Below are 20,012 nucleotides of genomic sequence, written 5' to 3'. Positions count from 1 at the left end.
ATGAAAGGCAACCCGGAGGAGCGCGCGGCCGCGCTGGGCGCATATATTCTGCAGCACAGCGCCACCGTGCGCAGCGCCGCGCTGGCGTTTGGGATTTCCAAAAGCACCGTGCACAAGGACGTGACCTACCGTTTGAAGCGATACAATCCCGCGCTGTACCGGCAGGTGCAGCAGGTGCTGCAGCGCAACAAGGCGGAGCGGCACCTGCGGGGCGGGGCCGCAACACGGGAAAAATACCGCGGGCACTGACCCGCAACGGACGAAACGAGCGTTTTGGCTGCCCGCACGGGCACAGGCCAAAGCGCTCTTTTTGTCGATTTGGCCCGCGCCGGCATTGTACTTTACCGCCGTTTCGGGTATAATGATTAGAAAACATAAGACCCGCTGCGGCGGGCGGAGGATAAACTATGCTGGACTGTATCGTAGTAGGCGGCGGCCCTGCCGGGCTTTCGGCGGCGATCAACCTGCACCAGCGGGGCAAGAGCTGCCTGGTGCTGAGCGCCGGGGCCGGGTATCTGGTCAAGGCGGAGCGGATGGACAACTACCTGGGCATGCCCGGGATGACCGGGCAGGAGATGCTGCGCCAATTTGGCGAACACGCGGCTGGTATGGACATTGAGGTCCGCACCGGGCGGGTGGGCAACATTCTGCCCTTTGACGGACATTTTATGGTGAATTTTGGCGGCGACATGCTGGAGAGCCGCAGCATCATCCTGGCCACCGGTGTGAGCAAGGCCAAGCCCGTGGCGGGCGAGGCGGAACGGCTGGGCATGGGCGTTTCCTACTGCGCCACCTGTGACGGCATGCTGTACCGGGGCCGGGACGTGGTGGTCTGGGGCCTGGCGGAGGAGGCTGCCTCCGAGGCGAATTTCCTGGCCGGTATCGGCTGCCGGGTGACCTTTGTGGCGGCCCGCCGCCCCGCCGAACTGGAAGAGGCCATCCCCTTTGAGGCGGGTGCCATCCGGGAAGTGCTGGGCGAAGGCGTGGTTTCTGCCGTGCGGCTTGCTGACGGACGGGAACTGCCCTGCACCGGGGTGTTTATCCTGCGGGCGGCGGTAGCCCCCGACACCCTGCTGCCCGGTCTGGAGCTGGAAGACGGGTTTGTGCGCACCGGGCGGGACATGAGCACCAGTGTGCCCGGCGTGTTTGCCGCGGGGGACCTGGTAGGCAAACCCCTGCAGGTGGCCAAGGCCGTGGGCGAAGGCCTGGTGGCGGCGCTGAGCGCAGCGGAATACCTGGATCGGGCTGACCGGGAAGGGAAATAAAGGAGGAAGGCGAAGCAACTATGTCGGCAAAACGCACGGATTACATCAGCTGGGACGAATATTTCATGGGGATTGCCATGCTGACGGCTATGCGCAGCAAGGACCCCAACAGCCAGGTGGGCGCCTGTATTGTAAGCCCGGAAAACAAGATTCTGTCGCTGGGGTACAACGGCATGCCGCTGGGCTGCCCCGACGATGAGATGCCCTGGAACCGGGAGGGCGAACCCCTGGACACCAAATATATGTATGTGTGCCATGCGGAACTGAACGCGATCCTGAACAACGCCCACGGCAACCTGAAAGGCGCCCGGGTGTATGTGACCCTGTTCCCCTGCAATGAGTGCGCCAAGGCGATCATCCAGAGCGGCATTGCCGAGATCATCTACCTTTCGGACAAGTACCATGACAGCGATATCAGCGTAGCCAGCCGGTTTCTGCTGAACCGGGCGGGCGTGCGCTTCACCCCCTATACCCCCACCGGGCGGGAGGTCGGCCTGACCCTGTAAACGCGGAATATACCGGCCTGCAAGGCGCCGGTGAGAAGAATGAGGATGGTGTAACGATGGACATTATTTTGTTGGGCATCGCCGGCGGCACCGGCAGCGGCAAAACGACCCTGACCCGGCGGCTGAAAGAGCGGTTCGGCGATCACGAGGTCAGCGTGGTGAATCAGGACAACTACTATAAGCGCCACGACGACATGACCTACGAGGAACGCTGCAAGCTGAACTACGATCACCCGGACGCCTTTGATACCGAGCTGATGATGGAGCAGCTGCGTCAACTGAAAGCGGGCCATGCCATCGAATGCCCTACCTATGACTACACGGTGCACAACCGGGCCGAGGCCACCATCACCATCCAACCCGCGCCGGTCATTCTGGTGGAGGGCATCCTGCTGTTCTGCAGCCAGGAGCTGTGCGATCTGCTGGACATCAAGGTGTTTGTGGACACCGACGCGGATGTACGTATTCTGCGCCGCATCATGCGGGACGTGAAAAAGCGCGGCCGCACGCTGGACAGCGTGGTGACCCAGTATCTGACCACCGTCAAGCCGATGCATGAGCAGTTTGTGGAGCCCAGCAAGCGCAAGGCGGATCTGATCATTCCGGAAGGAGGCAAGAACCAGGTGGCACTGGATATGCTGGTGTGGCGTGTCAACAGCCACCTGGCCCGCAACGCACAATGAATCTGTATCTTCTGCGCCACGGCGAAACCGATTACAACCGCCGCAAGGCGCTGCAGGGGCAGCTGGACAAGCCCCTCAACGAAACCGGCCGCAACCAGGCCCGGGAGGCTGCTCGCCAGCTGGCCGGCGTGACCTTTGACCGGGTATATGTAAGCCCGCTGCACCGCACCCGGGACACCGCCATGCTGGCCACCGGTCTGCGGGAGGATCAGCTGACCATCGAGCCGGCCATCATCGAAATCAGTTTTGGTATCTGGGAGGGGCAGACCACCGACGCTTTGGGCGAGGCATTTGCGCCATTCTTTGCCGATCCGCCCGCCTACCGACCGCCGGAGGGCGGCGAAAGCCTGGAACATCTGGTAGCCCGGGTGGGTGAGTTTCTGGACCGGGTCAGCCGGGAACATGCGGGCGACCACAACATCCTGGCGGTAAGCCACGGGGCCGCTATCCATGCGCTGCTCACCGCGGCGCTGGGCACGCCCCTCTCCCAGTTCTGGGCCGAGAGCGTGGGCAACTGCGGATTTGTGGTGCTGCATCACGACGGCACCGCCTGGACCCTGGCGCAGCACTGCGCCGCCCGGGACAAATACTACGGCTAAATTACATAGAAAAACTCCGCTGCGCAAAACCGCGCATCGGAGTTCTTTTTTATGTTGGCAGCGGAAGCTGCGCCGGGACAGAAACTGAGGCCTGGGTGAGATTGGGTACATCCGCCGGCGGTTCTTCCCGGACCGGCGGGGCGCTGAGCGGGAAGGACGCCCAGGCTTTGAACAGGTCTCCGTCGATGGCCAGGCCGAACTCGCCGTTCTGCAGCTCCGCCAGGCTGCGGGCAATGTTCAGGCCCAGGCCGCTGCCCTCGGTGGTTCGGCTGGAATCCCCCCGCACGAACCGCTCCATCAGTTCGTCCGCCGGAATATTCAGCTGTTGGCGGCTGATGTTCTTGACCCGCAGCCAGGCCCGACCCTCCCGCTGTTCGGCCTCCACGTAAACTCGGGTGCCCGGCTGGGAGTATTTGCAGACGTTGCTCAGCAGGTTATCCACCACCCGCCAGGTAAGACGCCCGTCCAGCATCGACCAGACCGGTTCACCGGGCAGCTGCAGAACCGGTTCCAGGTTGCTTTTTTCCAGCCGGGGGGCGTACTCCCCTACCGCCTGGGTAAGCAGTTCGGCCAGATCGGTGGGCTCGGCGTTCACCGGCAGGCTTCCGCTGCTGGCCTTGCTGGCCTCCACCAGATCCTCGGTGAGTTTTTTCAATCGCTGTCCCTGCCGGGCAATGACCGCCGCATACTCGGCGGCCTGGGGTTCCAGCGGCTGCTTCTGCAGCAGATCCACATAGTTGATGATGCTGGTAAGGGGTGTTTTCAAATCGTGGGACACGTTGGTGATCAGGTCGGTCTTGAACCGCTCGCTGCGCAGGCGCTCATCCACGGCAGCGCTCATGCCCTCGCTGATGCGGTTCAGGTCTTCCCCCTGCTCCCGCAGCGGGCCCCAGAGTTTTTTGGCCGGGACACGGACGCTCAGGTCTCCCTGGGCCATCTTGCGGGAAACCAGCCGCAGCTGGTGCAGCCCGGCGAAGAACCGGCACAGCACCGCCAGCAGCAGCACCTGCGCGGCGAGCCAGAGCAGCCAGAAAAACAGTTCGTAGGAATCAAAGGCGATCAGGGTGAGGACTGTTTCGCCCAGCAGCACACAGACGCCGCCCATCATGGCGACCCAGACCAGCGGCAGCGCGGCAAAGGAATCCCGCAGCCAGCGGAAGAATCCCCGCACCAGCCGCCAGGTCCAGCGAAGCACCGCCCCGCTCAGACTGTGGCGGAACAGCACCCCTGCCCGGGCACGGGCACAAATTCCCATCAGGGCATCGGTGAAGAACAAAAAGCCTCCCCACAGGCCCAGCAGCCAGAGCACGGTTCCCAGGATATTCTGCGCGCCGTTGCTCATCAAGGCTAAGCAGAGTGCCCCTCCGCCCACGGTAAGCAGAAGATACGCTTCCAGCGGCAGAAAACCCGCCGGGCCGGCGTTTCGCTGCCCGCCAGGGGCGCGGCCCGCGTTCCAGAGCAGAAAGATCAGCAAGCCCAGGGACAAAGCCAGGCTCGCGGCGGCTACCGCTGGCAAAAAGTAGCGTTCATCATAGAGGTTGACAAAGAGCAAATATTCGTAATAGTAACTGTCACCCACCGGCAGGGTGCAGTCCACCGTCCAGTCTACCCGGTACCAGACGTCCTCCGCCCCTTCATCATAGTAAAAAGACTGGCGCGGAATGGTCGCTGATCCACTGATCGTATCTGTACTGACGGTGTAGGTGGCCGAGAGCAGTGTGCCTTCCCCCATCGGATCTTTTCCGGAAACCTCCCAGAGCTCATAGGTCAGGTTGGAATTCAGGGGAGAATAGATGCTCTCTGCCCAATCGGGCTCCCCTTCTGCCCCCGCTATCTGCGCAATGGTAGTGGTATCCCTTTCTATCTCGCCGTAAAACGCCTCGGTTTCAAAATAGCTTCCCGCCTGCCGGTTGGCGTACCAGTTGCAGTTTTCGCACCACAGGGTACCAAACAGGCTCAGGCCCCCGATAGCGGAACTTACCGCCAGCAGAAAAAATGCCAGCGCCCGCACCCCGATGCGTTCGCCCAGCCGGGTCTTCATGGGCTTACACCCCCTTTTCCATCTTATAGCCCAGGCCCCATACCACCTTCAGATACCGGGGCTGGGACGGATCGATCTCAATCTTCTCCCGCAGGTGACGGATGTGCACCGCCACCGCGCTCTCGCTGCCCAGGGCGGGCTCGTTCCACACCAGCTCGTAAATCTGGGTGCTGGAATACACCCGGCCCGGGTTCTGCATCAGCAGCCGCAGGATGTTGTACTCGATGGGGGTCAGGGCAATAGGCGTGCCGTCCACCGTTACGGTTTTGGTCTCATCGTCCAGGCACACGCCCCCCACCTGCAGCCGGTGGCCGCCTGCGTCGGGCATGCCGCCCAGCTGGGCGTACCGGCGCAGCTGGCTTTTTACCCGGGCCAGCAGTTCCACCGGGTTAAAGGGTTTGGTCACATAGTCGTCCGCCCCTACGTTCAGGCCCAGCACCTTGTCACTGTCCTCACTTTTGGCGGTGAGCAGGATAATCGGCACATTGCTGGTCTGGCGCAGCCGGGCGGTGGCGGCAATGCCGTCCATGGCGGGCATCATCACGTCCAGCAAAATCAGGTGCAGCGGTTCCCGGGCCGCGATCTCCAGCGCCTGAGCCCCGTTTTCCGCTTCAAACAGGTTGTATCCCTCGCTGGACAGATAAATTTTAAGCGCGGCACGGATGTCCGCGTCATCGTCGCAAATCAGAATGTTATACATATGGTTCCTCCCTGCCCCGCGGATGGCCAGGCCCCCGCAAGCGGCAATTTCATTATAGCCCAATCCCCCGCAAAGGGAAAGCCGCCCCCATCTTAAGATTTCATTAAGGAATGCCGTCTTATATAAATCTTAAACAATTCCCCCGCAGGCCTTAAAAAAGGGATGGTATGCTGAGACCGTAGCCAAAAACGGGAGGAGCGGTCATATGGAAGGCATGAATCTGCTGTTTGTTTTGTCGCTGCTGTGCAAGGCAGCCTGTGTGTGGTTTGCGCTGGTAGCGGTTGCCGGCCTTGTATGCCGTGCCCGGCAGGGATTCAGGCCCCGGTACTCCCCTGCCGCGCCCCGTACCCGGTTTGCGGTGCTGGCCGCGGGCCGCAACGAGGAAGCGGTGATCAGCGGGTTCGTGCGCAGCATTCTGGCGCAGGACTATCCCCGGGAACTGTTTGATGTTTATGTACTGCCCAACAACTGCACCGACGACACCGCCGGTACAGCCCGGGCGGCGGGGGCCATCGTGCTGGACTGCCCCGGCGCCCACAGCAAGGGCGAGGCGCTGCACAGCGGTCTGGCCCGGCTGCGGAACATGGATTACGATGCCTTCTGCGTGTTTGACGCGGACAACCAGGCAGACCCGGCGTTTCTGGCCCGGATGAACGACGCGTTCTGTGCCGGGGCCCGGGTGGCCAAGGGACGGATCGCCGCCCAGAACCCCCGCGCGGGCTGGGTGGCCGGATGCTATGGTCTGTATTTCCGGCTGTTTGATCTGTTTTTCAACGAGCCCCGGGGTGCACTGGGGCTGTCCGCCAAACTGGTGGGCACCGGATTCGCGGTACATAAAGAGGTGCTGGATCGGCTGGGCGGCTGGAACACCGTGACGATTGCGGAAGACGCGGAGTTTTCCGCCCAGTGCGCGGAGTTGGGTTATCCGGTAGCCTGGGTGCCCGGAGCGGTGACCCGGGATGTGGAGCCGGTGTCTTTCCGGGTCAGCCTGGTGCAGCGGCGGCGCTGGATCGGCGGCGTGCTGCAGGCCGGACAAGCCCGGGGCGGCTGCCTGGCCCGGGCGCTGGTACAGCGGCGGCGGGCGGTTACCCTGGACAGCTGCCTGTTTTTCCTGACCCCGCTTACCGGGGCGGTGGGCACCCTGCTGGGTGTGACAGGCACAGCACTGGCGCTGGCCCGGGGGCATCTGCCCCTGTGGGCACCGCTGGCAGCGGCGATGCTGGGCTGGCTGGGCTGCGCGCTGGGAGCACTGGTTCTGCGGCTGTTCCTGCCCCGGGCGGAACGGCCGGGCCTTGGCAGTGTGCTGGGTTTTGGGCTGTTCATGGCCTGCTGGGCCCCGCTGGGTGTACTGGGTGTTCTGTGCCCGCCCCGCCGCTGGGTACCGGTGGATCACACCGCCCATCTGACGGTGCGGCGCGGGCGCCGGCTGCGCCGTGAACGCGCGGCCTGAGCCCCGGATGTTGTGGGAACATCAAACGCACTGAAAACCGCCTACCCTTTTGTGTGCCCGGCAACGCTTTGGCAAGAATCATCGCTTTTTGCCTGCGGGCATGGTATAATAAAGATGCTCCCCGACCGGTGGACGGGGAGCATTTTTTGTATCTTCCACCGGAAGTATTTGAGGAGTTTTGTATGGAATACGGGTTTTATCCCCTGGCATGGCTGTTCTTTATCTATTCGTTTGCGGGCTGGGTGCTGGAAACCGCCCAAGCCGCCGTGGTACATAAAAAATTTATGAACCGTGGCTTTATCAACCTGCCGCTCTGCCCCATCTACGGCACGGTTGCGGTGAGTTTCGCGCTCTTCTTGCAGGAGCTGACCCACACCTGGTTCTTCCTGTTTTTGGGCGGCATGATCCTCTCCGCGTTTGTGGAGTTGATCAGCGGCAAGCTACTGGAGGCTATCTTCCACCGCAAGTGGTGGGACTACTCCAACCAGAAGTTCCAGTTTGAGGGCTACATCTGCCTGAAATACAGCATCCTGTGGGGCCTGTTCGGCGTGCTGTGCATGAAGCTGCTGAACCCGCTGGTGCTGCGGCTGGGCGCCTTGTTCCCGCCGCTGGTGGGCGAGATCGTGGTCTGGGTGCTGATCGCGCTGTTTGCCATCGACTTTATCTCCAGTGCGGCGGCTGTGGCGCAGATGAAGGTGCGGCTGGGCCGCATCGATGAAATCGGCGACGGTCTGGGCGTGCTGACCGACCGGCTGGGCAACGCGCTGACCCGCCGTATCCAGCGCCGTATGGTCAAGGCGTATCCCAACCTGCAGGTGGAAAAGCTGCTGGAAGAGCGCCGGGCCCGGGCGCAGCAGAAAACCGGCGAAAAGGTGTTTGCCGAGGGCTGCGGATTCTACAAACTGACCCTGCTGTTCTTTATCGGCGCATTCCTGGGCGACATTGTGGAGACGATCTTCTGCTATGTGACCGCCGGCGTGCTCATGAGCCGCAGCAGCGTGGTGTATGGGCCGTTCAGCATCGTCTGGGGCCTGGGTGCTGTGCTGCTGACCGCCATCCTCTACCGCTGGCGGGACAAGAGCGACCGCTACATCTTTGTGGTGGGCACGGTTCTGGGCGGCGCCTACGAATACGTGTGCAGCGTGTTCACCGAACTGGTATTCGGCACCGTGTTCTGGGACTACAGCAAAATCCCCTTTAACCTGGGTGGCCGTATCAACCTGCTGTACTGCTTCTTCTGGGGCATCGCGGCGGTGGTCTGGCTCAAGGTGGTGTATCCCCGGCTGTCGGCCCTGATTGAAAAGATCCCCATGCGACCCGGTGTCATCATCACCTGGGTGTTGGTGGTGTTCATGATCTTCAACATGATCGTGAGCAGCCTGGCCATGGCCCGGTATGTGGAGCGCAACACCGTTGCCGATCCCGGCACCGGCCCCCTGGCGCAGCTGCTGGACAAGCGGTTCCCCGACGAGCGGATGGAGCGCATCTACCCCAACGCCATTATTGTAGACGACTGATTTTTTGCAGGCAAAGGCCCGCGCCGGTTGGCGCGGGCCTTTTTTGTTGACAGCCGCGCAGGCAGATGGTATTATTATGTTACACGATATATCGCGACGCATAATAGTAAAGGAGGCGGTGGCATGGAGCAGCAGCCAATGACCGAGGCCATGTACTATGTACTGCTGGCCCTGCTGCGTCCGCTGCACGGGTACGGGCTGATGCAGCGGATCAGCCAGCTGAGCGGCGGGCGGCTGACCATGAGCCCCGGTACCCTGTATGGCATTTTAAGCCGTCTGCAGCGGGAAGGGCTGATCCGGCTGGAAGACCAGGACGCCCGCCGCAAGACCTACGCACTGACTGAAGACGGAAAAGAAGCCCTTAAAACGGAGTATGCCCGCCTTTGCCGCCTGGTGGAGGACGGGGCACTGCTGAAGGAGGAAGGACTATGAAACGGCTTTACTGGCCTCATCCCAACGACTGGGACATCGGCGGTATGGAGCGCTTCTATGCCCGCATGGCGCGGCGCGGCTGGCAGCTGGAAAAGCGGGGCGCGTTCTTCAGCCGGTTTATCCGCAAGGAGCCGGAGGAGGTATGCTACCGGGTGGAGCTGGCCAGTTCCTCGGGAAATTTTGGCGAGGTACAGCTGCCGCCGGAACAGATCCAGCTGTACGAGGAGTGCGGCTGGCAATATGTGACCGGGCGCGGACTGGTGCATCTGTTCCGGGCGCCGGCGGGCAGCGGTGAGCCGGAGCTGTACGACGATCCCCGCCAGCAGGCAGACACCCTGCAGGGGCTGCGCCGGGAGGCCCGCCATCAGCTGATCGGCGCGTGTGTACAGACGGCCATCTACCTGCTGCTGGTTTGCCTGAACTGGAGCGGCCGGTTTGCCGATATGCGGATCACCTGCCTGCAGGCGCCCACGCTGGTGCCGCTGGCCCTTATTTTGATGGGCAGCCTGCTGGCCGGGGCCCTGCACCAGGTGATCAGCCTGGGGCGGCAGTACCGGCGGATGCGGTTGGGTCAGCCGCTGGACCGGCGGCCGCAATGGGGCTGGCGGACCATTCAGGGCGGATTCTGGGCGGCAGGCGCTGTCTGCGTTGCGTTTCTTGTGTGGCAGGCGGTCGGAACCCGCACCCTGATGCCGGTAGCCGGGCAGGTCGGGCCCTGCCTGGTGCTGGAACAGCTGGGCGAAGAGGGCGAGCTGACCAATCTGCCGGTGCGGGAGGGGCGCGAAAGTTCCATCCGCGTTACCCCGCTGCTGGGCGGGCGTTGGTGGCACGGCCAGGAAATCCGGGAAACGGGAAGCACCCAGGCCAGCCTGTTTCAGGATGTATACGAACTGAGCAGCCCGCAGGCAGCAGCCGAGCTGGGCCCCATCCTGACGGAAACCGCCACCTTTGGCTGGGCCATGGAGACCGTGGAGGTGGACGGACTGGACTGGGCTGTCTGCGGTGCGCTGGAAGCGGTGGCGGTGCGGGGCAATAAAGCCGCCTGCATCACCCTGCTTGTTCCCGTGGAAAACGACGAAGAGCAGCGGGCCGCGCTGATGCAGGCGCTTACCGTACTGGCTGAGCAATGGAATGACCCGACATAAGTAACCTTATATAGCAAAACGGCCGTCCCTGCGGGGGCGGCCGTTTTGTCTGTAATAAATAAAGAGAGAGGGCGGCGCCCAAAGGCGCCGCCCTCCGGCGGGAAGAGAAAATCAGGTCATTACGCTGGCTTATTTGCCGTAGTAAGCCTGCAGGTAGAGTTCCTTGATCTCGCTGACCAGCGGGTACACCGGGTTGGCGGTGGTGCACTGGTCTTCGAAAGCCTTGTAGGAGAGTTCGTCCACCTTGGCCAGGAACTCCTCCTCGGAGATGCCGCAGGCCTTGATGGTGAGCGGGCGCTCGGTATCCAGCATCAGCTTCTGGATGGCAGCAATCAGGCAATCCACCGCCTCATAGGTGCCGGTGCCGATGTTGCACAGGCCGCAGCGCTGGGCCAGCTTGGCATACCGCTGATCCGCCACATACTCCTTGTACTTGGGGAAGGCGGCGAACTTGGTGGGCCGCTTGGCGTTGTAGGCGATCACGTAGGGCATCAGGATGGCGTTGGCACGGCCATGGGGGATGTGGAACTCGCCGCCCAGCTTATGCGCCATGGAGTGGTTCAGGCCCAGGAACGCGTTGGTGAAAGCCATACCGGCGATGCAGGAAGCGTTGTGCATCTTCTCGCGGGCCAGAGGATCCCCGTTGTAGGAGCGCTCCAGGTAGGTGAAGACCATCTCGGCAGCCTGCAGAGCCAGACCGTCGGTGTAGTCGCTGGCCATCACGGACACATAGGCCTCGATGGCATGGGTCAGCACGTCCAGACCGGTATCGGCCACGATGCTGCGGGGCATGCTGGCGGTGAACTGGGGATCGATGATCGCCACGTCCGGGGTCAGGCTGTAGTCCGCCAGAGGATATTTGATGTTGCCGTTCTTCTTGTCGGTGATAACCGAGAAGCTGGTAACCTCGGAACCGGTACCGGAAGTGGTGGGGATAGCCACCAACTTGGTCTTGGTGCCCAGTTTCGGGAACTTGAAAGCACGCTTACGGATATCCAGGAAGCGCTGACGCAGGCCGTCGAAGCTGGTTTCCGGATGCTCGTAGAACAGCCACATACCCTTGGCCGCGTCGATGGCGCTGCCGCCGCCGATGGCGATGATTACGTCAGGCTGGAAGACACGCATGGCTTCCACGCCGCGCATGATGCACTCCACGCTGGGATCGCTCTCCACGTCGGAGTAGATCTCGCTGTGGCAGTACTGCTCGCGCTTGCGCAGGTAGTACAGAACCTTGTCCACGTTGCCCAGCTTGACCATCACAGGGTCGGTAACGATGAAGGCGCGGCTGATGTCTTCCATCTTCTCCAGGTACTGGATGGAGTCGTTCTCAAAATAGATCTTGGGCGGCACCTTGAACCACTGCATATTGACCCTCCGCTTGGCGATACGCTTTTTGTTGACCAGGTTGACGGTGGTCACGTTTTGGCTGACCGAGTTCTTGCCGTAGCTGCCGCAGCCCAGGGTCAGGGACGGGGTGTTGGTGTTGTAGATGTCGCCGATAGCGCCCTGAGAAGAGGGGCTGTTCACGATGATACGGCCTACCTTCATGCGCACGCCGTACTCGTCGGCAATCTCCATATCGCCGGTGTGGATAACCGCGGAGTGGCCCAGACCGCCCAGCTCCAGCATGGTGTTGGCGAACTGGAAGCCCTCTTCCTTATCCTTGCAGATGAAGTAGGCCAGCACGGGGCTGAGCTTCTCCTTGCTCAGAGGATGATCGTTGCCGGGATGATCCAGCGGAGCGATCAGGATCTTGGTCTTCTCGGGCACGGTCAGACCGGCCTGCTCGGCGATCCAGTTGGCAGACTTGCCGACCACCGGGGCAAACACGCCCTTGTTGGGATCGGGGAACATGTACTTGGTGAGCTTCTCGGTCTCTTCGGCGTTCAGGAAGTAGCAGTTGTTCAGCTTCATGTACTTCTCGAAGTCGGCCGCGATCTCTTTCTCCACGATAACGGCCTGCTCAGACGCGCAGATCATGCCGTTGTCGAAGGTCTTGGACATCATCAGGTCGGTGCAGGCCCGATGCAGGTCGGCGCTCTTCTCGATGAAGCAGGGCACGTTGCCGGGGCCTACGCCCAGAGCCGGCTTGCCGCAGGAGTAAGCCGCCTTGACCATGCCGGGGCCGCCGGTGGCCAGGATGGTGGCCACGCCGGGATGATTCATCAATGCGCCGGTAGCCTCAATGCTGGGCTTGTCGATCCACTGGATGCAGTCTTCCGGGGCGCCGGCCTTGACCGCAGCCTCGTAGACGATCCGGGCAGCTTCCGCGCTGCACTTCTGCGCAGAGGGATGGAAGCCAAAGATGATGGGGTTGCGGGTCTTGACCGCGATCAGGCACTTGAACAGGGTGGTGGAGGTGGGGTTGGTGGTGGGGGTGACGCCGCAGATGACGCCGACCGGCTCCGCTACTTCCACGTAGCCTTCCATGTCGTTCTCTTCCAGGATGCCGACGGTCTTTTCATTCTTGATGTCGTGCCAGATGTACTCGGTGGCGAACATGTTCTTGATGACCTTATCCTCGTACACGCCGCGGCCGGTCTCTTCCACCGCCATGCGGGCCAGTTCCTGGTGCTTGTCCAGGCCAGCCAGGGCCATCTCATGCACAATGTGGTCCACGGTTTCCTGATCCAGGGTCAGGAACTTCTGCAGGGCCACCTGGGCGCGGGCCACCAGGCCGTCGATCATAACGTCCACTTCGGACTTTACGGTCTCCACAGGGGCGGTCTCTTTCGCAGTTTTCTTCTCTGCCATTTTTCTCTCTACCTGCCTTTCAAAGCTATGGGAGGTTGGGGGTGCCTCCCTTCCCTTCGGTGCCCTTATTGTAGCATATCGTTAACGCTTTAACAATCCGTGCGTTGACCTAACATTGTCAATATTTTAACGCAATTTTGTATAGATTGCCGATTCTCTTTTCACAGCGTGTTTTTTCTGCTATAATAGACGCAAGGCTCCCGGCGCGGTGCGCCGGGAATATTTTTTATATCCGTGAGGTGACCATTATGTGGACCCGTTCTCTTCTGAAAACTAACGCCAAGGCTGTTCTTTCCCACAGCTACTGGCGTACCTTTGTGGCCTGCCTGCTGGTGGGGCTGGCCTCCGGCAGCACCCTGACCGCTTTGCAGTACACCCGCATTCAGATCAATCTGAACACCGGTTTTCTTCCCTACCGCACCGCTATGGTTCTGCTGATGTTCCTGATCGCCGGCAGCCTGTTCTCCCTGGCGCTGAACATCTTTGTAGGGATGCCGCTGCAGGTAGGCTGCTGCCGCTTGCTGATGGAAAACCGGGTGGGCAATCCCCCGTTCTCTACCCTGACCTCGGTGTTTGGCAGCGGATACGGCAATGTGCTGAAAAGCATGTTCCTGTATTCTCTGATCGTTGTGCTGTGGGGCGGCGTACCGATGACCATTCTTCTTGCGCTGGGCATTATTCTGAATTCTTATATTTTGATTCTGCTTTCCATGCTCTGCGTGATCCCGATGATCTACAAGAGCCTGCAGCTGGTGCTGGTTCCCTACCTGCTGGCAGAGAATCCCTACATGAACAGCCGCCGGGCCCGGCAGCTTTCCGCCGCCATGACCCAGGGGGAAAAGGGCCGTATCTTTGTGCTGGGGCTGTCCTTCCTGGGCTGGTCTCTGCTGGGCGCGCTGCTGTGCGGCATCGGCGCCCTGTTTGTGAGCCCCTACATCCAGGCCACCTACGCGGAACTGTATGCCGCGCTGCGTGCCAAGGCGTTCAGCCAGGGCCTGACCAGCGAGGAAGAGCTGGGCGGCTTTGTGCGGTACTGATTTCCTGTACACAGAAAGCGCCGCGGCGGACCGGTTCCGCCGCGGCACTTTATTTGCCGGAATGGGTAAAGTTGCCTTTCGGCTTTTCTATATGGTATAGTAGAATATACAGTAAAACAGAACAGCCCCGCGGCAGGCAGACGCCCCCGGGGGCTGACCGGAAAGAGAGGCTGCACCGTGCATACAAACGAATCTGCGGAAAACTATCTGGAAACCATCCTGATTTTAAGCAAGCAGCGGCCTGTGGTGCGCGCGGTGGATATAGCGGCCGAGCTGGATTTTAAAAAGTCCAGCGTGAGCGTGGCCATGAAAAAGCTGCGGGAAGGCGGACAGATCGAGGTATCCCCGGAAGGATATATCACCCTGACCGAAAGCGGCCGGGAGATCGCCGGCCGCATCTACGAGCGGCACCAGCTGCTGAGTGCCTGGCTTGTCCGGCTGGGGGTGGACCCGAAGATAGCCGCGGAGGACGCCTGCCGCATCGAGCATGTGATCAGCGCCGAGAGTTTTGACGCGCTGCGCCGCCATGTGCGTGAGCCCGGCTGAACATTCATACTGAACCAATAAACGCGCCCTCTCCGGCATGCGGAGAGGGCGCGTTTTGGGTTCTCTGGCGGTTTACGGGTTCTTATGGCCGCCGCAGCCGCAGGGGGTATTTCCCTTTTTGGCGCAGCAGGAGCAGCCGTCCGGGCAGCCGATGCACTTTTTGCCGCTCTTTTTCGCCCGGTAGACATAATACCCGGCAGCGGCAATCAGGATTACCAGGATCGCCAGTACAATATAATCGATCATCAGCATTTCACTCCATTCAGGGCGTATTCGCTTTTCAGTTCCTTATCCGACCGCAGGCACAGGTAGGTCAGCACCGCAGCAAAGGCAACCACCGCGACCAGGCCGGGCACAAAGCCCGCGCCCACCGAACCGGTGGTAATCAGGGTACCCACCTGGTAGACCAGATAGCCGACCGAATAACCGGTGCCCAGCTGCAGACCAATGCCGGCCCACAGCCATTTGGCGCTCTTCATCTCGGAGTTCATGGCGCCGATGGCGGCAAAGCAGGGCGGGGTGTACAGGTTGAACATCAGGTAGGCCAGGGCCGCCACCTTGGTGATGGCGATAATGCCCGCCACCTCGGCACCGGCGCCTTCCATCATTTCCAGCGCATCGGTGTCAATGAGGTTCTCAAGACCCACAAAGCAGACGGCCAGGGTACCCACCACGTTTTCCTTGGCGATGAAGCCGGTAACCGCGGCCGCGGCCAGCTGCCAGCTGAGCACGCCCACAATGGGTACCAGCAGCCAGGCAAAAGGCCCGGCGATGGAAGCCAGGATGGAGGCGTCTGCGGTTTCAGCCACCTGGAAGTTCCAGCTGAAGGTCTGCATGATCTGCACGGCGGTGTTGCACAGCAGAATAATCGTGGCGGCCTTTACAATGTAGGCCCAGCCCCGGGCACACATGGCCTTGAGGGCAAACCACAGAGAGGGAATCTTATACTCCGGCAGCTCGATGATAAAGAAGGATTTGCGGTTTTTGTAGCCCGCGATTTTGTTGACCAGCAGCGCCCCCAGGAAGATGAGCACAATGCCGGTGGCATACATTACAAAGCTGACCCAGCCCGCATCGTCAAAGAACGCGCCGGCAAACAGGGCGATAACCGGAATCTTGGCGCCGCAGGGCATGAACGGGGTAAGCATGGCGGTGGCACGGCGCTCCCGCTCATTGCGGATGGTACGGCTGGCCATAACACCCGGGATGGCGCAGCCGGTGCCGATCACAAAGGGAATGACCGATTTGCCGGAAAGGCCCACCTTTTTGAAGATGGGGTCCAGCACCACCGAAACGCGGGACATATAGCCGCAGTCTTCCAGCAGGGCGATGAGGAAGTACATCACCATCACCAGCGGCAGGAAGCCTACCACAGCGCCCACGCCGCCGATAATGCCGTCCGCCAGCAGGGCGGTCAGCAGCGGGTTGGCGCCGGCCAGCTGTTCGGTCACCCAGCCCTGGAAGGTCTCGATCAGGGTGACCAGGCCGGGAATCACCAGGCCGTTTTCAAATGTATGACCTTCGGCGATAAAAGGCCCGACCCAGACCTGGGAAATCTGGAACACCAGGAACATCACCACCGCAAAGATGGGAATGCCCAGGAATTTGTTGGTGAGCACCGCATCAATGGCGTCCCCGACGCCCCGTTCCCGGGTGAGCACCTTGCGCTTTTCCACCTGGGTAACCAGCTGGTTCACAAAGGCGAAACGGCGGCGGTCCGCCTCTTCCACGGCCTTTTTGTCGGTCAGATCGATCTCACCCTGGCTGTAGGGGGCTTTCTGGGTCTTGCCCTTGAGCCCGGCGGCAGCAGAAACCACCGCTTTCAGGCCCTCTGCCGAGGTGGAGACGGTCTCCAGCACCGGGCAGCCCAGCTTGGCGGAGAGTTCCGCGGTATTGATCACCGTCTGCTTTTTGGCGTTGATGTCGCTCTTGTTCAGCGCCACCACCACCGGGATACCCAGTTCCAGCAGCTGGGTGGTGAAAAACAGGCTGCGGCTCAGGTTGGTGGCATCCACGATGTTGATGATCACATCCGGATGCTCATGCCGCACGTAGGAACTGGTGATGCTTTCTTCTGAGGTAAAGGGTGACATGGAATACGCGCCGGGAAGATCGACCGCGATCAGATCTTCCGCGCCGTCGGAATAGGCCTTTTTGATGGGATGTTCTTTTTTCTCCACCGTCACGCCGGCCCAGTTGCCCACCTTTTCGTTCCGCCCGGTCAGGGCGTTGTACATGGTGGTCTTGCCGGAGTTCGGGTTGCCTGTCAAAGCAATGCGCATGGGTGTTGCCTCCTCTTTCCTGGTCATTCTCAGAAATGATATTACAGCACGCATGAGTTACCCTATGCTAACCGCTGCGTACAGTAACGCACATTTTGCCGGCCGGAGCCGGGCAGGCGATCTCAGATCCGGATCGCCTGCGCCAGCTGGTTGTCCATATTGTACCGGCCGTCCTTGATGGAAACCACACAACCGCCCTTCAGGTGGGCAATCACGGTAATGGGTTCCCCCTCGTAACATCCAAGAGAAAACAGAAATGCGTTCAGTTCCTCATCATCGGTGTCGATTGCCTGAACCAGGTATTCCTGCCCCTCAAGAGCGTCTTTCAGTGTCATAGTCTTCACCTGTTCTCCCATTTGAAGCCTCTTTTCTTTCGGTTAGTCTACGGTAACCGCTTCGTATAAAAAATCGGTTAGTTGAATCTAACCCTTGTAAATAATATAGCAAACGCTGCGGTTTGTCAAGCCCGTAAGAAAAAGTATTCTGCCGTTTTGCGCCTGTCAGCCGCCCGGCAAATTGAATGTGTCCCGTTTTTTGTGCTATAATACAGAAAATTCTACCAATGGAGGCCGCCATGCCGATTCATGAATCCGGCCAGATGTATCTGGAAACCATCTATATTCTTTCCCGGCGCAATCCCCATGTACGGGCCATTGATGTAGGGGAACAGCTGGGGTATTCCAAGCCCAGCGTCAGCCGGGCTATGGCGCTGCTGAAAAAAGGCGGCTATGTTACGGTGGCCGAGGATGGCGGCATCACCCTGACCGAAAGCGGCCTGCAGGTTGCGCAGACCATGTATACCCGGCACACGGTGCTGTCCCAGATGCTGATGAAACTGGGGGTGGACGAAAAGACCGCCACGGAAGACGCCTGCCGGATTGAACATGTGATCAGCGAAAAATCCTTTGCGGCCATGCAGCGGCATCTGGACCGGAACACCGGAAAATAAACTCTTCTGTTTATACTATAAGCCCCCCTGCCGGATCGACCGGCAAGGGGACTTTTGCTGTTATTTCAGATCTGCCCGGAAACCAATAATCCCCTCCCGGCGGTAGGCGCTGATGCTGCCGTGATGGCTGCGCAGGATGGAACGGGCGATGGACAGCCCCACCCCGAAGCTGCCGGAGAAGGTGCGCGCCTTGTCGGCCCGGTAGAACCGGTCGAACAGCCGGTCCAGCTGCAATGAATCCACCGCGGCGTAGTCGTTTTCCACCAGCAGCACCGGATGACGGCGGCGGAACAGCTCCACCCGGATGGTGCCGTCCGGATCGCAGTATTTGACTGCGTTATCCATCAGGATAGCAACCAGACGGTGAATCAGCTCCTTGTCGCCCTGGTACTGCAGCCCGGGTTCCAGCTTTACCCACAGGCTCAGGCCGCGCTCATCGGCCAGCGGCTGAAACTCAGCCACCGCGTCCGTTACCGCATTCGTCAGGTCAAACCGGGCGGACAGCAACTGGTTTTCGCTCTCGTCCATGCGGGAAAGGGTGACCATCTGGTTGATCAGCAGGCCCATTCTCTCCCCTTCGCTGCGGATGTCGTCCAGCCATTCGCTTTTGCCCAGTTCCGATTCCACAATGTCCAGGTTGGACAAAATCAGGGTCAGCGGCGTTTTCAGTTCGTGGTTTGCGTCGGTTATGAACTGTTTTTGCTTTTCATAGCTGTCGGCCACCGGGCGCAACACCCGTTTGGAGAACAGCACCGTGAGCGTGAGGATCAGCACCGCGCTGCCCAGCAGCACCAGGAATGCCGTAAACAGCAGCCGGTTGGAGACGCTGCGGTTCAGGCTGCCGTCCACAAATACATAGAGGGTCTCCCCCTCCCCGGCGATCCGGCGATAGCGGTAATCCGAAACCCAGCCCTTGTCCCGCCCCTCTTCGGCGGCTTCCCGGGCCAGTTCTTCGGCCCGGTCTTCGGTTACGCCGGGCATACCGTTGTCCAGACGCAGCAGGTTTTCCTCTTCGTCCAGCCAGATCAGGAACGTGCGGGTAGTAAGCCGGAACGCCGAGTCCCCGCCATACAGAGCCCCCTGTGCCGGGCCTGCCTGCTCGGCCAGTTCTTCCAGGCTGCCCGCATTGGCCACCGTGCGGGTGAGCACATCCAGCGTTCGCTTTACCTGCACGGTGCTGAAATGCGCCAGTGCCAGGAAAATCAGGGTGAACACCGTCAGGATGGACAGCACGCTGATCCGGATAAACTTTCGCTGCAGTTCCGCGATCATGCCGTGACCTCCAGCGTGTAGCCCGCCCCCCGCACAAACCGGATTTCCAGCGGGGCGTTCAGCGCGCTGATCTTTTTGCGCAGCTTGGAGATATGTACCCACACCACGCTGGTATCCACCGTGGCGTCCCAGCCCCAGAGATGGGTGATCAGCCGTTCGGTGGGCACGATGGAGCCGGGCGCCTGCATGAGCATCTCCAGAATCTGGAACTCCCGCCCGCTCAGCGGCTGGGTGCAGCCCTGGTACTCCAGCTGAAAGGAAGACCGGTTCAGCACCACCGGACCGCAGGCCAGCCGGTCGGGCAGGTAGGTCTCCTTGCGGCGCAGCATCGCCCGCACCCGGGCCAGCAGTTCCGCGGTGGCAAAGGGTTTGGGCAGATAGTCGTCCGCCCCGGCGTCCAGCCCTTCCACCCGCTGGGCCACCTCGGTGCGGGCGGTCAGGAACAGCGCCGGGGTGTTGATCCCCAGACGCCGCAGTTCCCGCAGCACCTGGATACCGTCCATCTCCGGCATCATGATATCCAGCACCAGACCGTCGTACTCGGTGGAGCGGGCATAGAGCAGCGCGTCCCGTCCATTGGACACCCCGTCGGCACTGAAATTGTTGCTTTGAAAAATATGCAGCAGCGTTTTCAGCAGCCGGGGATCGTCTTCCGCCACCAGCAGTCGCATGAACTTCACCTCACAGTTTGGTATCAGTATACCATATCCGGACGAAAAAAGGCGGATTTTACCTTTTCCCAAACCCTTTGTCACAAATCTTTTACCTTTGCCTTTAGCGGCGCTTTAGGCTGATTTGCTATGCTGTTGGCCGGAACAAGGCAAGCCTGTCTTT

20 protein-coding genes are annotated in these 20,012 nt (G+C 60.8%); 12 read left to right on the top strand and 8 right to left on the bottom strand.

Annotation, left to right across the window (positions count from 1 at the left end; translation table 11 throughout):
* From B5E65_RS09155 to B5E65_RS09135, 5 genes are all read left to right on the top strand, one after another.
* On the top strand, positions 1-249 hold the full coding sequence (locus tag B5E65_RS09155; RefSeq protein WP_087171468.1) for a sporulation transcriptional regulator SpoIIID: 249 nt from the start codon (positions 1-3) through the stop codon (positions 247-249).
* A gap of 158 nt (positions 250-407) precedes the next feature.
* The gene (locus B5E65_RS09150) at positions 408-1,265 is read left to right on the top strand and encodes an NAD(P)/FAD-dependent oxidoreductase (protein WP_087171467.1); all 858 of its coding nucleotides are present in this window, start codon (positions 408-410) and stop codon (positions 1,263-1,265) included.
* 20 nt (positions 1,266-1,285) lie between these two features.
* The gene (locus B5E65_RS09145; protein WP_087171466.1) at positions 1,286-1,771 is read left to right on the top strand and encodes a deoxycytidylate deaminase; all 486 of its coding nucleotides are present in this window, start codon (positions 1,286-1,288) and stop codon (positions 1,769-1,771) included.
* A 56-nt stretch (positions 1,772-1,827) separates the two neighbouring features.
* Positions 1,828-2,454, top strand: coding sequence for a uridine kinase (gene udk / locus B5E65_RS09140; RefSeq protein ID WP_087171465.1), 627 nt, complete (start codon positions 1,828-1,830; stop codon positions 2,452-2,454).
* Positions 2,451-3,053 (top strand): histidine phosphatase family protein, encoded by a 603-nt coding sequence (locus tag B5E65_RS09135; protein WP_087171464.1) that lies wholly within the window; start codon positions 2,451-2,453, stop codon positions 3,051-3,053. Before udk ends, B5E65_RS09135 begins: the two co-directional genes overlap by 4 nt.
* A gap of 49 nt (positions 3,054-3,102) precedes the next feature.
* Here B5E65_RS09135 and B5E65_RS09130 read toward each other — a convergent pair whose 3' ends face one another.
* Together B5E65_RS09130 and B5E65_RS09125 are read right to left on the bottom strand one after the other, a co-directional pair.
* Positions 3,103-5,094: a HAMP domain-containing sensor histidine kinase gene (locus tag B5E65_RS09130; protein ID WP_087171463.1), complete on the bottom strand. Its 1,992-nt coding sequence runs from the start codon at positions 5,092-5,094 to the stop codon at positions 3,103-3,105.
* Between the two features lie 4 nt (positions 5,095-5,098).
* Positions 5,099-5,794, bottom strand: a complete 696-nt coding sequence (locus B5E65_RS09125) for a response regulator transcription factor (protein ID WP_087171462.1) — start codon at positions 5,792-5,794, stop codon at positions 5,099-5,101.
* Positions 5,795-5,999: 205 nt separating this feature from the next.
* On the opposite strand from B5E65_RS09125, the gene B5E65_RS09120 reads away from it, so the two are divergent.
* The 4 genes from B5E65_RS09120 (at position 6,000) to B5E65_RS09105 (ending at position 10,338) form a co-directional block, all read left to right on the top strand.
* Positions 6,000-7,244 (top strand): glycosyltransferase, encoded by a 1,245-nt coding sequence (locus B5E65_RS09120; protein WP_087171461.1) that lies wholly within the window; start codon positions 6,000-6,002, stop codon positions 7,242-7,244.
* A gap of 182 nt (positions 7,245-7,426) precedes the next feature.
* Positions 7,427-8,761, top strand: a complete 1,335-nt coding sequence (locus B5E65_RS09115) for a putative ABC transporter permease (RefSeq protein WP_087171460.1) — start codon at positions 7,427-7,429, stop codon at positions 8,759-8,761.
* A 123-nt stretch (positions 8,762-8,884) separates the two neighbouring features.
* Entirely contained in the window at positions 8,885-9,193 is a 309-nt protein-coding gene (locus tag B5E65_RS09110; RefSeq protein WP_087171459.1) for a PadR family transcriptional regulator, read from the top strand.
* Positions 9,190-10,338: a DUF2812 domain-containing protein gene (locus tag B5E65_RS09105; RefSeq protein WP_087171458.1), complete on the top strand. Its 1,149-nt coding sequence runs from the start codon at positions 9,190-9,192 to the stop codon at positions 10,336-10,338. Before B5E65_RS09110 ends, B5E65_RS09105 begins: the two co-directional genes overlap by 4 nt.
* A 129-nt stretch (positions 10,339-10,467) precedes the next feature.
* Here B5E65_RS09105 and adhE read toward each other — a convergent pair whose 3' ends face one another.
* The gene (adhE, locus tag B5E65_RS09100) at positions 10,468-13,092 is read right to left on the bottom strand and encodes a bifunctional acetaldehyde-CoA/alcohol dehydrogenase (protein ID WP_087171457.1); all 2,625 of its coding nucleotides are present in this window, start codon (positions 13,090-13,092) and stop codon (positions 10,468-10,470) included.
* 248 nt (positions 13,093-13,340) lie between these two features.
* On the opposite strand from adhE, the gene B5E65_RS09095 reads away from it, so the two are divergent.
* Both B5E65_RS09095 and B5E65_RS09090 read left to right on the top strand, forming a co-directional pair.
* Entirely contained in the window at positions 13,341-14,129 is a 789-nt protein-coding gene (locus B5E65_RS09095) for a DUF975 family protein (protein ID WP_087171456.1), read from the top strand.
* A 177-nt stretch (positions 14,130-14,306) separates the two neighbouring features.
* Positions 14,307-14,675, top strand: coding sequence for a metal-dependent transcriptional regulator (locus B5E65_RS09090; RefSeq protein WP_087171455.1), 369 nt, complete (start codon positions 14,307-14,309; stop codon positions 14,673-14,675).
* 72 nt (positions 14,676-14,747) lie between these two features.
* On the opposite strand, the gene B5E65_RS09085 is transcribed toward B5E65_RS09090, so the two are convergent.
* The 3 genes from B5E65_RS09085 to B5E65_RS09075 form a co-directional block, all read right to left on the bottom strand.
* Entirely contained in the window at positions 14,748-14,921 is a 174-nt protein-coding gene (locus B5E65_RS09085; RefSeq protein ID WP_143402994.1) for a FeoB-associated Cys-rich membrane protein, read from the bottom strand.
* Complete coding sequence (gene feoB / locus B5E65_RS09080) at positions 14,921-16,957, bottom strand: ferrous iron transporter B (protein WP_087171453.1); 2,037 nt, start codon at positions 16,955-16,957, stop codon at positions 14,921-14,923. The genes B5E65_RS09085 and feoB overlap by 1 nt, the downstream gene beginning before the upstream one ends.
* Before the next feature lie 122 nt (positions 16,958-17,079).
* A complete protein-coding gene (locus tag B5E65_RS09075; protein WP_343286396.1) occupies positions 17,080-17,313 on the bottom strand; it encodes a FeoA family protein in 234 nt (77 codons plus the stop codon).
* 218 nt (positions 17,314-17,531) lie between these two features.
* On the opposite strand from B5E65_RS09075, the gene B5E65_RS09070 reads away from it, so the two are divergent.
* Positions 17,532-17,906: a metal-dependent transcriptional regulator gene (locus B5E65_RS09070; protein WP_087171509.1), complete on the top strand. Its 375-nt coding sequence runs from the start codon at positions 17,532-17,534 to the stop codon at positions 17,904-17,906.
* A gap of 60 nt (positions 17,907-17,966) precedes the next feature.
* Here B5E65_RS09070 and B5E65_RS09065 read toward each other — a convergent pair whose 3' ends face one another.
* Both B5E65_RS09065 and B5E65_RS09060 read right to left on the bottom strand, forming a co-directional pair.
* Positions 17,967-19,178, bottom strand: a complete 1,212-nt coding sequence (locus tag B5E65_RS09065) for a sensor histidine kinase (protein WP_087171452.1) — start codon at positions 19,176-19,178, stop codon at positions 17,967-17,969.
* Positions 19,175-19,849 (bottom strand): response regulator transcription factor, encoded by a 675-nt coding sequence (locus B5E65_RS09060; RefSeq protein WP_087171451.1) that lies wholly within the window; start codon positions 19,847-19,849, stop codon positions 19,175-19,177. Before B5E65_RS09060 ends, B5E65_RS09065 begins: the two co-directional genes overlap by 4 nt.
* Positions 19,850-20,012: the final 163 nt, after the last annotated feature.

Origin of the sequence: Gemmiger sp. An120 (assembly GCF_002160955.1) — a bacterium.
Taxonomy (GTDB): Bacteria; Bacillota; Clostridia; order Oscillospirales; family Ruminococcaceae; genus Gemmiger_A; species Gemmiger_A avium.
Note: the sequence above shows the minus strand (reverse complement) of the source record. Positions and strands in the feature narration are given on the sequence as shown.

Bases quoted from the DNA above. Each gene is read 5' to 3' on its own strand.
- B5E65_RS09115 (WP_087171460.1), top strand. From the start codon at position 7,427: ATGGAATACGGGTTTTATCCCCTGGCATGGCTGTTCTTTATCTATTCG.
- B5E65_RS09145 (WP_087171466.1), top strand. From the start codon at position 1,286: ATGTCGGCAAAACGCACGGATTACATCAGCTGGGACGAATATTTCATG.
- B5E65_RS09135 (WP_087171464.1), top strand. From the start codon at position 2,451: ATGAATCTGTATCTTCTGCGCCACGGCGAAACCGATTACAACCGCCGC.
- feoB (WP_087171453.1), bottom strand. From the start codon at position 16,957: ATGCGCATTGCTTTGACAGGCAACCCGAACTCCGGCAAGACCACCATG.
- B5E65_RS09060 (WP_087171451.1), bottom strand. From the start codon at position 19,849: ATGCGACTGCTGGTGGCGGAAGACGATCCCCGGCTGCTGAAAACGCTG.
- B5E65_RS09095 (WP_087171456.1), top strand. From the start codon at position 13,341: ATGTGGACCCGTTCTCTTCTGAAAACTAACGCCAAGGCTGTTCTTTCC.
- B5E65_RS09150 (WP_087171467.1), top strand. From the start codon at position 408: ATGCTGGACTGTATCGTAGTAGGCGGCGGCCCTGCCGGGCTTTCGGCG.
- B5E65_RS09130 (WP_087171463.1), bottom strand. From the start codon at position 5,094: ATGAAGACCCGGCTGGGCGAACGCATCGGGGTGCGGGCGCTGGCATTT.
- B5E65_RS09105 (WP_087171458.1), top strand. From the start codon at position 9,190: ATGAAACGGCTTTACTGGCCTCATCCCAACGACTGGGACATCGGCGGT.
- adhE (WP_087171457.1), bottom strand. From the start codon at position 13,092: ATGGCAGAGAAGAAAACTGCGAAAGAGACCGCCCCTGTGGAGACCGTA.
- B5E65_RS09070 (WP_087171509.1), top strand. From the start codon at position 17,532: ATGCCGATTCATGAATCCGGCCAGATGTATCTGGAAACCATCTATATT.
- udk (WP_087171465.1), top strand. From the start codon at position 1,828: ATGGACATTATTTTGTTGGGCATCGCCGGCGGCACCGGCAGCGGCAAA.
- B5E65_RS09120 (WP_087171461.1), top strand. From the start codon at position 6,000: ATGGAAGGCATGAATCTGCTGTTTGTTTTGTCGCTGCTGTGCAAGGCA.
- B5E65_RS09085 (WP_143402994.1), bottom strand. From the start codon at position 14,921: ATGATCGATTATATTGTACTGGCGATCCTGGTAATCCTGATTGCCGCT.
- B5E65_RS09110 (WP_087171459.1), top strand. From the start codon at position 8,885: ATGGAGCAGCAGCCAATGACCGAGGCCATGTACTATGTACTGCTGGCC.
- B5E65_RS09075 (WP_343286396.1), bottom strand. From the start codon at position 17,313: ATGGGAGAACAGGTGAAGACTATGACACTGAAAGACGCTCTTGAGGGG.
- B5E65_RS09125 (WP_087171462.1), bottom strand. From the start codon at position 5,794: ATGTATAACATTCTGATTTGCGACGATGACGCGGACATCCGTGCCGCG.
- B5E65_RS09065 (WP_087171452.1), bottom strand. From the start codon at position 19,178: ATGATCGCGGAACTGCAGCGAAAGTTTATCCGGATCAGCGTGCTGTCC.
- B5E65_RS09155 (WP_087171468.1), top strand. From the start codon at position 1: ATGAAAGGCAACCCGGAGGAGCGCGCGGCCGCGCTGGGCGCATATATT.